The organism is Allobosea sp. 05T422_2 (genome assembly GCF_056396265.1).
The window spans coordinates 1-13,625 of record NZ_JBFTLD010000017.1 but is presented as its reverse complement, the minus strand read 5'-3'; the positions used below and the strand labels follow the sequence as shown (position 1 = coordinate 13,625).

The 13,625-nt window shown below is 62.6% G+C and carries 12 protein-coding genes; 11 read left to right on the top strand and 1 reads right to left on the bottom strand.

Features of this window, described 5'->3' with window-relative positions; all coding sequences use genetic code 11:
* Nucleotides 1-207 precede the first annotated feature (207 nt).
* The 8 genes from AC1DJT_RS05315 to AC1DJT_RS05280 all read left to right on the top strand — a co-directional run bounded on the left by AC1DJT_RS05315 (nucleotide 208) and on the right by AC1DJT_RS05280 (nucleotide 9,385).
* The gene (locus AC1DJT_RS05315; RefSeq protein WP_476833669.1) at nucleotides 208-3,078 is read left to right on the top strand and encodes an ATP-binding protein; all 2,871 of its coding nucleotides are present in this window, start codon (nucleotides 208-210) and stop codon (nucleotides 3,076-3,078) included.
* A gap of 140 nt (nucleotides 3,079-3,218) precedes the next feature.
* On the top strand, nucleotides 3,219-4,217 hold the full coding sequence (locus AC1DJT_RS05310) for a zinc-dependent alcohol dehydrogenase family protein (RefSeq protein ID WP_476770002.1): 999 nt from the start codon (nucleotides 3,219-3,221) through the stop codon (nucleotides 4,215-4,217).
* A 36-nt stretch (nucleotides 4,218-4,253) separates the two neighbouring features.
* The gene (locus tag AC1DJT_RS05305) at nucleotides 4,254-4,553 is read left to right on the top strand and encodes a tautomerase family protein (RefSeq protein WP_476770001.1); all 300 of its coding nucleotides are present in this window, start codon (nucleotides 4,254-4,256) and stop codon (nucleotides 4,551-4,553) included.
* A gap of 267 nt (nucleotides 4,554-4,820) precedes the next feature.
* Entirely contained in the window at nucleotides 4,821-5,645 is an 825-nt protein-coding gene (locus AC1DJT_RS05300; RefSeq protein ID WP_476770000.1) for an alpha/beta fold hydrolase, read from the top strand.
* A gap of 105 nt (nucleotides 5,646-5,750) precedes the next feature.
* Nucleotides 5,751-6,716 carry an MBL fold metallo-hydrolase gene (locus AC1DJT_RS05295; RefSeq protein WP_476833668.1) on the top strand — a complete coding sequence of 322 codons (966 nt, stop codon included), beginning with the start codon at nucleotides 5,751-5,753 and terminating at the stop codon, nucleotides 6,714-6,716.
* Between the two features lie 26 nt (nucleotides 6,717-6,742).
* On the top strand, nucleotides 6,743-7,180 hold the full coding sequence (locus AC1DJT_RS05290) for a DsrE family protein (protein ID WP_476770007.1): 438 nt from the start codon (nucleotides 6,743-6,745) through the stop codon (nucleotides 7,178-7,180).
* A gap of 133 nt (nucleotides 7,181-7,313) precedes the next feature.
* Nucleotides 7,314-8,405: a Gfo/Idh/MocA family protein gene (locus tag AC1DJT_RS05285; protein WP_476769998.1), complete on the top strand. Its 1,092-nt coding sequence runs from the start codon at nucleotides 7,314-7,316 to the stop codon at nucleotides 8,403-8,405.
* Nucleotides 8,406-8,470: 65 nt separating this feature from the next.
* Entirely contained in the window at nucleotides 8,471-9,385 is a 915-nt protein-coding gene (locus tag AC1DJT_RS05280; RefSeq protein WP_476833667.1) for an SDR family NAD(P)-dependent oxidoreductase, read from the top strand.
* A gap of 168 nt (nucleotides 9,386-9,553) precedes the next feature.
* Here the strand turns inward: AC1DJT_RS05280 and AC1DJT_RS05275 are convergent, their stop codons facing one another.
* The gene (locus AC1DJT_RS05275) at nucleotides 9,554-10,546 is read right to left on the bottom strand and encodes a LysR substrate-binding domain-containing protein (RefSeq protein ID WP_476833666.1); all 993 of its coding nucleotides are present in this window, start codon (nucleotides 10,544-10,546) and stop codon (nucleotides 9,554-9,556) included.
* Nucleotides 10,547-10,786: 240 nt separating this feature from the next.
* Between AC1DJT_RS05275 and AC1DJT_RS05270 the strand changes: the two genes are divergently transcribed.
* Genes AC1DJT_RS05270 through AC1DJT_RS05260 form a run of 3 tightly spaced genes read left to right on the top strand, consistent with a single transcriptional unit; the run spans nucleotide 10,787 to nucleotide 13,607 of the window.
* Entirely contained in the window at nucleotides 10,787-11,083 is a 297-nt protein-coding gene (locus AC1DJT_RS05270) for a (2Fe-2S)-binding protein (RefSeq protein ID WP_476770101.1), read from the top strand.
* A complete protein-coding gene (locus AC1DJT_RS05265; protein WP_476833665.1) occupies nucleotides 11,080-12,480 on the top strand; it encodes an FAD-dependent oxidoreductase in 1,401 nt (466 codons plus the stop codon). Before AC1DJT_RS05270 ends, AC1DJT_RS05265 begins: the two co-directional genes overlap by 4 nt.
* On the top strand, nucleotides 12,477-13,607 hold the full coding sequence (locus AC1DJT_RS05260; protein WP_476770103.1) for an NAD(P)/FAD-dependent oxidoreductase: 1,131 nt from the start codon (nucleotides 12,477-12,479) through the stop codon (nucleotides 13,605-13,607). Before AC1DJT_RS05265 ends, AC1DJT_RS05260 begins: the two co-directional genes overlap by 4 nt.
* Nucleotides 13,608-13,625: the final 18 nt, after the last annotated feature.

The window sequence follows — 13,625 nt, the reverse complement described above, 5'->3', positions numbered from 1 at the left end:
CGCTCGTTTGAATGTCCGCTTCAGGCTGGCGGGCCAATGTCCGGAAATGGCGCTTCGAGTCATCTTGCAGGGCATTGGGTGCTCCGAGGGGCAGCGCTCGACGAGACGGATAGCCTCCGCAAAAAGGAGAGTGAGACCTCGGCTTACATATTGCTTGACCGCTCAGATAGTCGAATACTTCGACAGCAGCCGGAGCTATGTCGCTGAATGGACGAGGCACCATTTCTCGCGAGGCCCCCGCGCGGCGGAACTCTCACATTCGGTCCGTTTTGCCTCCGTCCTGATCAACACCGTCTGTTTCAACATAGTGAACCATTACAGGTCGGAAGCCGAGCCCTTGAGATTCTGATCGCCTTGACCGAGCGCGTCGGGGAGGTCGTCACCAAGGATGAATTGCTGGCGCGCGCCTGGCCGAAAGCCACCGTCGAAGAGTCGAACCTCAGGGCTCAGGTAGCTCTGCTTCGGCGAACCCTCGGCGATAACCAGGCCGGCGCGCGCTATATCGCTGCGGTTCCGGGGCGCGGCTACCGGTTCGTGGCTCCAATCTCATCCTCCGATGTCTCCGGTGAGGCTGGGGCAACAGGCGCCCGAAACAATCTCCCGCGACAACTGACGCAGCCGATCGGGCGTGCCGAGGCGATCAAGGCCGTTCGAGGCCGCTTTCAAAGATCCCGTCTGACAACGGTCGTGGGACCGGGCGGCATCGGCAAGACCACACTCTGTCTCGCCGTCGCTGAACAACTCCTTTTGTCATATGAGCATGGCGTCTGCTTTCTTGACTTGGCTCCGCTCGCGAACGCCCAGCTGGTGCCAAGCGTGTTGGCGGCTGCACTCGGTCTTGCCGACGGTGCTTCCGACCCGCTTCCTGGTGTGATCGCGCTTCTGCGTAAGCGGCGGATGCTGCTGATTTTCGACAGCTGCGAGCTGGTTCTTGATGCATCGGCCCGGTTGGCAGAAACACTTCTCAAGGAAGCTCCAGGACTCCACGTCCTCGCCACCAGCCGAGAGGCTTTGCGGGCTGAGGGCGAAAGCGTTTACCGGCTCGCTCCCCTCGAGATGCCCGCCGTGTCTGCTGGATTGACCGCCGCGGACGCACTGACTTTCCCGGCCGTCCAGCTGTTTGTCGATCGCGCGACGTCACGCGGCAGTGGGTTCGAGCTCGACGACAATGAGGCGCCCGTCGTCGCTGACATTTGTCGCCAGCTTGATGGGATTGCTTTGGCAATTGAGCTTGCGGCGGGCCGTGTCGAGGCGTTCGGCACGCGAGGAATCGCAGAACTCCTCGACGACCGCTTCCGACTGTTGACTGGCGGTCGACGTACTGCTCTCCCGAGGCACCAGACGCTCGCTGCTACACTCGATTGGAGTTACGAGGCGCTGTCGGCGCCGGAGCAGGCGGTCCTGCGTCGCCTCGCCGTGTTTGCTGGCGAGTTCACGCTTGAGGCCGTGATCGCCATCATGAGCGGTGCCGGCGACCCGGCCACCGACATCCGCGATCATCTGGCAAATTTGATCTCCAAGTCTCTGGTCGCAGCGGAAGCCCACGGGAAAGTCGCACGCTACCGGTTGCTCGACACAACCCGTGCCTACGCGCTGGCTAAACTTTCACAACGAGGCGAGCTCAGTGGCGCCGTGCGGGGAGTGGCCGACTATCTGTGCGCTGTCCTGAAGCACGCGCATGGCGAAGTCGAAACACTGCCTGGTGATGAGTGGCTCAGCCGGTACGGCCGCCACATCAACAATGTGCGCATGGTTCTCGATTGGGCTTATTCGCCCCAGGGCGATCCGGAGGTCGGCCTCGCTGTAACCGTGGCCGCCATCCCTCTTTGGTATCAGCTGTCATCGGTCGACGAATGCCTGAACGGCGTTCAGCGCGCATTGTCGGGCATCGGTCCCGGAGCAGCCCGGGATGCGCAGGCGCGCCAAGTCATGCAGCTTTACCGAGCGCTCGGCCTGTCACAAGCTTTCAAGATTGGCTTCGCGCCGCAGGCGCCGGCCGCATTCGCTAAGGCATTGGAGATGGCCGAAGACCTCGCCGATGTTGAGGCTCAGTCAGAGGCCCTCTGGGGTTTGTGGCTCTGTCAGGTCGGCATGGGTGAGTACGGAACGTCACTTGAACTCGCACAACGGTTCATGTCGCTCGCCGAAAGCAGCCTCGATCGCTTCATCGGTGATCGGATGCTCAGCATGACGCTGTTTTCGATGGGGGATTGTCGGGGCGCTCGCAATCATGCCGATCGCATGCTTGCTMACGATGTCTCCGCCGCCGGAACCAGCCCAACCAGTTCGGTACGCTTTCGATTCGGACAATCAGTGGCTGCCCGCGTACAGCCGGCTCAACTCCTCTGGATGCAGGGATTCCCTGATCAGGCAGTGGAGGCTGTCCAACATGCAACTGATGCTGCGCGGGCAACCGGCCACGCAATTTCGCTGTGTGATGCCCTATCACGTTGGGCATGTCCCGTCTGGGTTCATGTCGGGGATCTGGCTGCTGCGGACGTTGCGATCACAACCTTGCTCGACCAGGCGGCAACAAATGCGCTTGGCCCATGGGAGGTGTTCGGCCGCTGCTGGAAGGGCACGCTCTTGATCAAGCAGGGCCTTCTCGACCGCGGAATTCCGCTTCTCCGGACCGCGCTGGGCKAACTTCAACAGGGGAGATTGTTCACTCTCTATAACGTCAGATTTTCCGGCTTCCTAGCCGAAGCGCTAGCACTCTCGGGACAAGTGGCTGAGGGCCGGGCGCTCGTCGAAGCCGCAATCCTGCGGAGCGAGGAAAAAGAKGAGCTTTGGTGCGTTGCCGAGCTTTTGCGCGTCATGGGCGAGATTCTGTTGCAGGAAGGCGCCGGCGCAGCTTTGGTCGAGCCGTGTTTCCTTGAATCCATCAAGCGGGCGCAACAGCAGGACGCTCTGTCGTGGGAGCTTCGAGCCAGCATGAGCCTTGCTCGTTTTCTGCGTGGCCGCGGGGAGATCGTTCAGGCGCATCGGTCGTTGGCGACGGTGTACCGCCGGTTCGGCGAAGGCTTTGAGACGGCTGATCTGCGAGCCGCGAAGTCTCTTCTGGCCGAATTGTCCTGACCTGACCAACAGCGCTTGTGCGCCGCGCTGGCGCGGCCACACAAGAATTCACGAGAATTCACTGGCTGCCGGTTGGTCCTTTGGTCATCGTCTGTGTGCCGCCAGGTAAGCGGCAAATGTCCTCACAGAGGCGTCAGACGATGACCACGGCAGCCGCAATGGATGCACTCGTCCTCAACGGAACCAATGCGCCTTTTACTCGGGCGAGCATCGCTCGCCCGGAGCCAGCGCCAGGCCAGGTCCTGGTTCGCGTCAAGGCGAGCGGCGTGAACCCGCTCGATCTCAAAATCAGGAGCGGAAACGCGGCGCACGCGAAACACCCCTTTCCCGCGATCCTGGGAATGGATCTCGCCGGCACTGTCGAGGCGCTCGGGACCGGCGTCACCGGCTTCGTCGTCGGAGACGAGGTGTACGGGCTGACCGGAGGCGTCGGGGGCCTTCAAGGATCGCTGGCGCAGTTTGCTGCGGTCGATGCCAGCCTTCTTGCGCCGAAGCCCGTCAATCTCAGCATGCGCGAGGCTGCCGCGCTCCCCCTGGTGTTCATCACGGCGTGGGAAGGTCTGGTCGACCGAGCCCAGGTCCAGGCCCGGCAGCGGGTTCTGGTTCAGGGCGCCGGCGGCGTTGGGCTGATGGCGATCCAGATCGCCCGGGCCTTCGGTGCCGAGGTGTTCGCGGTCGATAAGGCCTCGAAGGGAGGGGCTATCGAGGAATTGGGCGCCACGGCGATCGACCGCGAGCAGACGACTCCTCAGGAGTATGTCGACGATCACAGCAGCGGCCGTGGTTTCGACGTGGTCTACGATACCGTGGGGGGCATAGCCCTAGATGCCTCATTCACCGCAGTTCGCCGCTTCGGCCATGTGGTGAGCTGCCTCGGATGGGGCACTCACTCGCTCGCTCCACTGTCGTTCCGCGCCGCGAGCTATTCGGGCGTCTTCACCCTGTTGCCGATGCTGACGGGTCAAGGTCGTGAGCACCATGGCGAGATCATGCGCGAGGCAACGAAGCTGGCAGAGTACGGGAAGGTGAAACCCTTCGTCGATCCACGCAGGTTTGAATTCGACGCAGTGGCCGACGCCCACCGCGAGGTCGAAAATCGCAGCGCCAACGGCAAGATCGTCGTCGATATCGCCGACTAACGCGAACTCCAACTCACCTTTTCCAGGAGCGATGTCATGCCCTTCGTCAACGTCAAGCTGGTCGACGGCGTCTTCACACCCGAAGAGAAGCACGCAATGGCCAAGGCCCTCACCGACGTCATGGTCCAATTCGAGGGATCGGAGGCGTTCCGCGAGGTCGTATGGGTGCTGATCGAAGAGTTGCATACCGATGGCTGGCATATCGGCGGAAGGCCGTTCGAGGGGCCGAAGTCGCTGATGGACACGCTCGGCAAATCCAAGGCCGTCTACGAGACGATTAACGGCAGGCCGACCACCCGGAGTGAGTTGGCCGCCGCCGCGCCCGTCCGAGCCTGATCGGTTCGCTGACTGCTGACCATTGAACGCCTGCCGACCGGTGGCGCAGCGGAATTGCGTGGCTGCATGCAAGTGCAACCGGCAGCGAGAGGAGAGATGGCGATGACGACATCAAATCCGTCACCTGCGTGGGGCGCCTCACGGCGCGATGTCCTGGTGACCGCGGCGAGTGCAGCGGCCGCAGCCGGGCTTCCCAGCGCGGCGCAGGCCCAAATCGCAAAGCCAGACCGGACGAACAATCTTTCCAGCGAACGAGGGAAGCATCCGATGAACACGATCACGACCAAGGACGGCGCGCAGATCTTCTTCAAGGATTGGGGGTCGGGACAGCCGATCGTCTTCCATCACGGTTGGCCGCTCAGCGGTGACGACTGGGACAATCAGATGCTGTTTTTCCTAGGCAAGGGCTTCCGGGTCATCGCCCACGACCGGCGAGGTCATGGTCGCTCCTCGCAGACCGCGACGGGCAACGACATGGACACCTATGCGGCGGATGTCGGAGAGCTGGCAGCCGCGCTCGACCTGCGCGATGCGATCCACATCGGTCATTCAACCGGCGGCGGCGAAGTCACGCGCTACGTTGCCCGCCATGGCAGGGGGCGGGTCGCCAAGGCCGTGCTCATCAGCGCAATCCCGCCGGTCATGGTGAAATCGGATCGCAACCCGAACGGCACGCCAATCGCTGTCTTCGATGATCTGCGTGCCCAGCTCGCTGCCAACCGGGCCCAGTTCTACCTCGATGTACCCAGCGGACCCTTCTACGGCTTCAATCGCAAGGGCGCGAAGGTATCTGAAGGCCTGATCCGAAATTGGTGGCGCCAGGGCATGATGGGCGGCGCCAACGCGCATTACGACTGCATCAAGGTATTCTCGGAAACCGATTTCACCGAAGACCTCAAGCAGATCGACGTGCCGGTCCTCGTCATGCATGGCGACGACGATCAGATCGTGCCGATCACGGACTCCGCCCAACTGTCGGTCAAGCTGCTCAAGAACGGAACGCTCAAAGTCTACAAGGGCTTTCCGCACGGCATGTTCAGCACGCATTCCGACGAGATCAATCGGGACTTGCTCGCCTTCATCAAGGCGTAGCAACCGTAGCTTGGACGCAGACGGCTTCGGCCCATCAGCGCCCTCCCTCAGCCTTTACCCACCAACGCGCCAGCCTCGGGCTGCGCGCCCGAGGAAGGTATTGTCATGACCCAGGAATTCAGGCTTTCGCGCCGCGGATTTTGCCTGTGCTGCATCGGCGCGGGCACAATCACGGCCACCGATGGCTGGCTGAGCCCAAGGCACGCCTTCGCCAAGGCCCAGGGCATCGTCGACATGATCCGCGCCGAAGCCGCGAAGGCGCCTATCGCCGTCCACAAGCTACGTGGCGATGTGGCCGTGCTGGAAGGATCGGGAGGAAACATCGCTGTACTGACCGGGCCCGACGGGAAGGTGCTCGTCGACGCTGGCATTACGGCGTCCCGGCCGCGGATCATCGAGGCTCTCGACGCACTCGGCCGCCAGCCCGTGAAGCACCTGATCAACACGCACTGGCATTTCGACCATGCGGACGGCAATGAATGGCTCAACAAGGAAGGAGCGGCGATCCTCGCCCACGACAATGCACGCAAACACCTCATGGCAGCGCAGAGGGTCGAGGATTGGGATTTCAACTTCCCACCCTCGCCCCCAGGCGCATTGCCGGCCGAAACCATCTCCGACGAGAAGTCCATCCGGCTGAACAACGCGACGCTGCTCCTCAAGCACCGCCCGAACGCCCACACGGACGGTGACATCACGGTGAGCTTCGCAGAAGCGGATATCATCCACGCTGGCGATATCTACTGGAACGGAATCTACCCGTTCATCGACTACTCGACCGGAGGAAGCATTGACGGCACGATCCGCGCGATCGAGGCAATCCTGTCTGGCATAAGCGACCAGACGATCGTTATTCCGGGTCATGGGCAACCCGTGAGCAACAAGGCGGAGCTCCRGAACTACCACGACATGCTCGTTGGCATTCGCGCGAATGTCGCCAAGCTGAAACGTGACGGTCGCTCTCTGGACGAGATTGTCGCAGCCAAGCCGACGGCTCAGTTTGATGAGAAATGGGGCCAGTTCGTCATCGGCCCTGCCTTCTTCACCAAGCTCGTTCACGAGGGCGTGTGACGGCTTTTTCCGAACGGTGTGTCCCCATGTCCAAAACCGAACATGCCATAGTCATCGATATCCCGGTCACGCTGCAGAACGTAAAGTCGGTGCACAGCATTGGCGGGCTTGCGTTCGAAGGCGATCTCCCAGCGTCGCTGTTTCATCTTGATCTGATCACCGGCGACATCAGCGATTGGAATGCCCAGTCCGAGGTCATTGCGGTCTTCCATACCAACGCCGGGCACGCGACGCTGAACGACCGGGCCTATAATGCCGCTCGAAACATCAAGACCGGCAACCCGTATCAGGGCCTGATCGCCGATTTGATGAAGCGCGGGGTGAACATTGAACTCTGCGGCGCAACCGCCAAAGCGAACGGCTGGGGCAATATGGATTTGCTGCCGGATGTGAAGATCAACCTCGACGCGATGGCGAGAACGATTCAGCTCGTTCAGCAGGGTTTCGTGAAGATCACCGAATAACTTGGCGCGAGTAGCCGGCCGCTGCTCAGCCGTTTTGCTTCGAGCTCGACGCTGGTTCGAGATGACGTGCCATTGTCTGCGGAGCATCGGTCGGCTTCGGGATCTGCCGCGTCACCGACGTAGGGAGTGCGACATGTTCGGCAACCCAATCAAGGTCGGAATCATAGGCGTCCATCCCGACAAGGGCTGGGCGACGACCGCGCACATCCCGGCGCTGAAGGGGCTTTCAGATTTCCGCCTTACAGCGATTAGCCACAGCAATCTCGATATCGCGACCGCAGCCGCCGGTAAATTCGGCGTTCCTTTTGCAATGGGAACGACAGAGGAATTGGTTGCCTCTCCTGACGTCGACTTGGTCGTCATCGCGGTCAAAGTCACTCGGCACAAGGACCTTGTTACCAAAGCGATCGCGGCGAAGAAGGCCGTGTTCTCCGAATGGCCTCTCGGGATGGACCTCTCTGACGCCGTTGCGATGCGTGACTTTGCTCGATCCAAAGGCGTCGCAACCACAATAGGCCTGCAGACACGTGCTGCGCCGCCTTTCGCCTATGCGCGCGATCTCATTCGGGACGGGTATCTGGGCGAAGTTCTTTCAGCCACGCAGATCGGCTCCGGCATCGTCTGGGGAGAAGCGATGAGCAGCAGCTTTGCTTACACGCTCGATCGGACAGCCGGCGCGGCGATGCTGAACGTACCTTTCGCTCACTCGATCGACGCGCTGCTTCATGCGCTGGATAGCCGCTTCGACAAAGTGGCCGGAACTCTCATCACCCGTCGCCGGACTATCCGCCTCGAGGAGACTGGAGCTGAGCTGCCCATGACGGTCCCTGACCAGGTGATGGTGAGCGGCCAACTGGCGAATGGCGTGGCGGTCACTGCGCATTTCCGCGGCGGCCTCTCGCGGGGCACCAATTTTCACGTCGAGATCAATGGCACAAAAGGCGATCTGATTATCACGAGCCCCGTCGGATATGTTGGTTTGGGCGGCTTCAACCTGATGGGAGCAAGCGGGGGCGGACCATTGGAGGAGCTGGATATTCCGGCGAATTACAGAGCCGACCGCTTTGGCGAGGGCCCACAGCAGATTCTCGCTCTCTCATACCAGCGTCTCGCATCTGACTTGCTGAAGGGAACGCAGCTCAGACCGACATTCGACGACGCCGTGGAGCTTCACCGCCTGATCGAGACGATCGAGCACAGCCAGGGGTCGTCCCGCCGCCCCTAAAGGCGGACGGATGGGCGCCGTCGCTCGACTAGCGGACGCCCAACGAGGCACCGAAGGGATGCAAAATGAGTCTCATCACCACGCCCTTTGGCTTCAGCACAACTGCAGAGCAGGTCCTTTCAGGCATCGATCTGAGCGGCAAGCGCGCACTGGTGACAGGTGCTTCCTCGGGAATCGGAGTGGAAACCGCTCGAACGCTCGCCGCCGCTGGCGCCGAGGTCACCCTGGCCGTGCGCAGGATCGATGCAGGAGAGACCACGGCTGCCGAAATCCGCGCGGCGTCTAACGACGCCTCCGTCCTGGTTAGGCAGCTCGATTTGTCCGATCAGCGAAGTGTTCGCCGATTTGTTGCCGATTGGGACGGTGCGCTGCACATTCTGGTCAACAATGCTGGCATCATGGCGTTGCCAACCCTCGAACGCACTCCCGAAGGATGGGAGATGCAGTTTGCCACTAATTTCCTCGGGCATTTCACACTCGCAATCGGATTGCAGCGCGCGCTTGCGGCTGCGGGCGGCGCCCGGATCGTTTCGGTGAGCTCAAGCGGGAACCTCATCGCACCTGTCATMTTTGATGATCTAAATTTTGATTTTCTGCCCTACGATCCGCTCGTCGCTTACGGACAGTCCAAGACGGCATGTGCCCTTCTGGCAGTAGAGGCAACACGACGTTGGTCGAGCGATGGCATCTTTGCTAACGCGCTAAACCCAGGAGCGATCGCCACCAATCTCCAGAAGCATACGGGTKGCCTCAAAACACCTCCCGAGCGTCGGAAGTCGCCGCGGCAAGGCGCGGCAACCTCCGTGCTTCTCGCAGCGTCTCCATTGCTGCAGGGGGTCGGCGGGCGCTATTTCGAGGATTGCAATGAGGCCACGACAGTGTCACGCCGCCCCGCTGATTTCACCGGCGTTGCCCGCTATGCACTCGACAGCGGAAACGCAGAGCGCCTTTGGGACACATCGCTCAGGCTGATTTCCTAGTCGAAGGCGGCGCTGAACTTCCTGCCGGCTCGGATCGGGACACGTCGGCCGTGTGCCGGGTCTATGGAGTGCTTCGGTGCGTGCCGGCGTGCGTTGGCAATCCAAGGCCGCAGCGTTGGTCCGCTTTCGGGCAAAGAGCCAGAGTCCGGTTGTGGCGCGATTGACACGTTAGTTTTTCCTGCTGCTCCGACGTCGGCCCATAGCTTGCTGTCTGCCGAGGGGCAACGCCGCGGGGCCGGCGCAGCTCCAGCTTTTTGAGAGATCATCGACAAAACGCGTGGCCATTGTTTTCGCCTCACTCGCGAATTCGGAGATGAGCTGGGGGTTTCTCGCATCGCGCCCAAAGCAGACCAGGAAATCCAGCGGCATGATGGGCTCGAACGGCCGTACGACCACTTGTTTTTCGACCCCTGCGATAAAGAGGGGGTGAACAAGAGATACGCCCAGGCCGGCCGCGACGAATTGGCAAAGTGTCGAGTTTGAATCGGCGGTCAAGACTATGTTTGATCTGACATTATATTTGTCGAACATCGTGGAAACCTTTTGTCCCGTATAGGTCTCCGTGTTGAAGGCGACGAACGGAACACCGTTCAGATCGTCCGGCCGGACGGTTTTGCGATCGGCGAGCGGATGGCCGACCGGCATGATGCACAGCAACGGGTGTTCGAAGAGCGGTTCTGTGACGATGAAGGGATTCTCGACGCGTGCGGTGACGATCCCGATGTCCAGAACGCGTGTCAGGACATATTCGGGGATCCATTGGGAGCTGGGCGATTTGATCCAGCAATAGACGTTCGGATTGCGCTTGAGGAAGTTCATCGTGGTGCGCTGGATGTAAGCGCCGCTGAGCGCAGGGATCACGCCCACGACCAGGCGTCCCTGATCCTCGCGCTTGATCAATCCGATCGCGCTTTCGACCTGGCGCACGCCGACGAAGATCCGGGCGACCTCTTCGTGCAGGCGCAAGCCCTGGGCCGTGGGCACCAGGCGGCCCTTGTAGCGATCGAAGAGCTTGAGGCCGTTGTCCTTCTCCAACTGCATCAGGAGCTTACTCGCGGCCGGCTGCGAGATGTAGAGCGCCTCGGCCGCGCGGCTGACTGTGCCGTGCTCGATCAGGGCCTTGAAGATTTCGATCTGTCTCAGATTGAGCGCGCGCGGCATGCTATAACTCTAGGAATAGAGTGCGGTCATTTTTCTATTGGACATAATAGTATGCAGCTTCCTACCGTCGTCAACACGGAGGGACCATCATGCATTGCCCAAGGCCGATGAAGCATTTCGAGATGCCAAGGCAGGGAACGCAGCGCGCGCCGACGGCCTGTTCCCGCAGCGGATCATCGCCTTTGGCGGCCGCCCGCTAAGAGCCACGGTCTTACGTCGAAACGTCCAGAAGGCACTCTCATGTTCAGGAAGCTGGATCAGGAAGCCGGCGGTTTGCTGACGGTCTATGTCGACGGGCATCCCGTCACTGCCGGCGCCGATGAAAGCGTTGCAGCCGTGCTTCTGCGGCAGGCATCGTTCTGGTCGCGGACGACCCCGGTGTCGGGTGCGCGGCGGGCCCCCTACTGCATGATGGGCGTGTGCTTCGATTGCCTTGCGGTGGTCGACGGCGTGTCGTCGGTTCAGACCTGCCTCGCGCAGGTTCGCGACGGCATGCGGATCGAGCGTCAGCACGGCCGGCCCGATGTGACGCCATGAGCCGGCGTGCCGATCTCCTGATCGTCGGAGCCGGCCCGGCTGGAATGTCGGCGGCCATCATCGCGAAGCAGCACGGTCTGCAGGTGCTCGTCGTCGACGAGCAACCCTCGCCGGGAGKGCAGATCTGGCGGAACATCGAGCATGTTGCCGGGACCCCGCGGGCCGGACTTCTCGGCAAGGCCTATGCCGAGGGCGCGGCCGTGGTCGGCCGGTTTCGCGCGAGCGGCGTCGATTACGAACCGGAGACGCAGGTCTGGCACGTCGAGGCGGGAATGCGGGCGTTCCTGAGGCGTGGCGGCGCCGCCAGCTCCGTCGAGGCTGACTGGTTGCTATTGGCGACGGGGGCACAGGAACGCCCGGCGCCGTTTCCCGGGTGGACGCTGCCGGGCGTGATGACGGTCGGCGCGGCCCAGATTGTCCTGAAGTCTTCGGGCCAGATTCCCGACGAGCCGGCCTGGATCGTTGGCTCCGGCCCCCTGCCGCTCCTGTATGCTGTCCAGCTGTTGCAGGCGGGCGGAACGATCGCCGGTTTCCTGGATACCACGCCACCCAGGCGGGCCGCAGAAACCATGGCGACGTTGCCGGCGGCTCTGTTCGGCGCGCCGGGCGACCTTCTGAAGGGCCTGGCCTGGATCGCGCGGTTGCGGCGGCAGGTTCCCTATGTCCGGCATGTCGCCGAGATCGAGGCGATCGGCGAGCAGGCGCTCGAACGCATCCGCTATGTCACGACCGATGGCCGTGCCGCGACCGCGCGGGCGGGGCTTCTCCTCGTCCATGAAGGCCTCGTCCCAACGATTCATCCGACCCTCGCACTCGGTTGCCGGCATGCCTGGAACAGTGACCAGGACAGTTTTGCGCCGGAACTCGACGGCTGGGGGGAGACATCGGAGCGGAATGTTTTCGTCGCAGGGGATGGGGCCGGTATCGGTGGTGCCAGGGCCGCATGCCTGCGGGGCGAACTCGCTGCACTGCAGATTGCGGCCAAGGCCGGCCGGCTGTCAGAGGCAAAAGCCGAAAGCCTCGCGAAGCCGATCCGCTCCCGGCTGGTGCGGGCGCTTGCCTCGCGTGCGTTCCTCGATCGCTATTTCCGCCCGCGACCAGCAGTCTTCATTCCGCCCGACCAGACGATCGCCTGCCGCTGCGAGGAGGTCCGCGTCGCGTCGATCCGGGATCAGGTCAGCGCGAACCGTCCCGGGCCGAACCAGGTCAAGGCCTTCACGCGCGCCGGCATGGGCCCCTGCCAAGGTCGCCAATGCAGCTACACGGTTGCCCATGTCCTCGCCGCGGCGGAAGGCCGAAGCGTGCCCGATGTCGGGCTCTACAGGGCCCGTCCGCCGCTCAAGCCCGTTACATTGGGTGAACTCGCGGCGCTCGACACGATGGATTCCGGGGCATGAGCGGGAAGGTCATCGACACGCTCGTCATCGGTGGCGGGCTTCACGGCCTGTCAGCCGCGTTGCATCTGGCGCGCGCCGGTCGCCGCGTCACGATCCTCGAAAGATCGTGGGTCGGACGCCACGCGTCCGGAGCGACAGCGGCAGGTGTCCGCACGCTCAATCGCGATCCCGCTGAGATCCCGATTTCCCTCGAAGCCATGGAGATGTGGCACGGCATTGAAGGGATCGTCGGGGACGGCTGCGGTTTCCATTCCCATGGCCAGCTCAACATCGCCGAGCATGTGAGCCATCTGCCCAAGCTCGAGAGCCGTCTCGCCCAGATGCGGGAGGCCGGATACGCGCACGAGGAACTGATCGACCGCGCCGAGCTCCTGAAGCTCGTGCCGGCGATCTCACCGCATTGCGTGGGGGCATTGATCGCACGGCGCGACGGTGCCGCGGACCCGCACCGGACCTTGCAGGCGTTCCGGCGCAGCGCGGAAGCCGCGGGCGTGGCGATTCACGAGGGCGTTGGCGTCGATGCGATCGAACAGACCGGGGCCGATTGGCGACTGCGCACGCATGCCGGCGATTTCGTTGCCCCGACGGTGATCAACGCCGCGGGCGCCTGGGCGGGTAAGATCGCCGCAATGCTGGGCGACGACATTCCGCTGGGGCTCAAGGCCTCGATGATGATCGTGACGGAGCGCGTTGCGCCGCTGCTCAAACCCGTCGTCAGTGTGGTCGGGCGGCCGCTCTCGTTCAAGCAGTCGGACCAGGGAACGCTCGTCATTGGCGGCGGCCTGCAGGGCCGGGCGGATATCGAGGTTCAGAAAAGCCACGTCGATTTCCAGAAGCTCTCCAAGGGCGCTCGCGCCGCGACGGATCTGTTCCCCTCGATCAGCGCGCTGCGCATCGTACGGACCTGGGCCGGCATGGAGGCCACGACGAAGGATCATCTGCCGGTGATCTGCGCCTCTCCGAACGCGAAGGGTGCGTTTCACGCGTTCGGCTTCTCGGGGCACGGATTTCAGCTCGTGCCGGTGGTCGGCGCGATCATGGCCGATCTCGTCATCCACGGCACGACGCGGCGATCGATCGAAGGCTTCGGCGCCACGCGGCTCATGCAGCAGCGGGCGGCGGCGTGATGCCGGACAACCATAGGG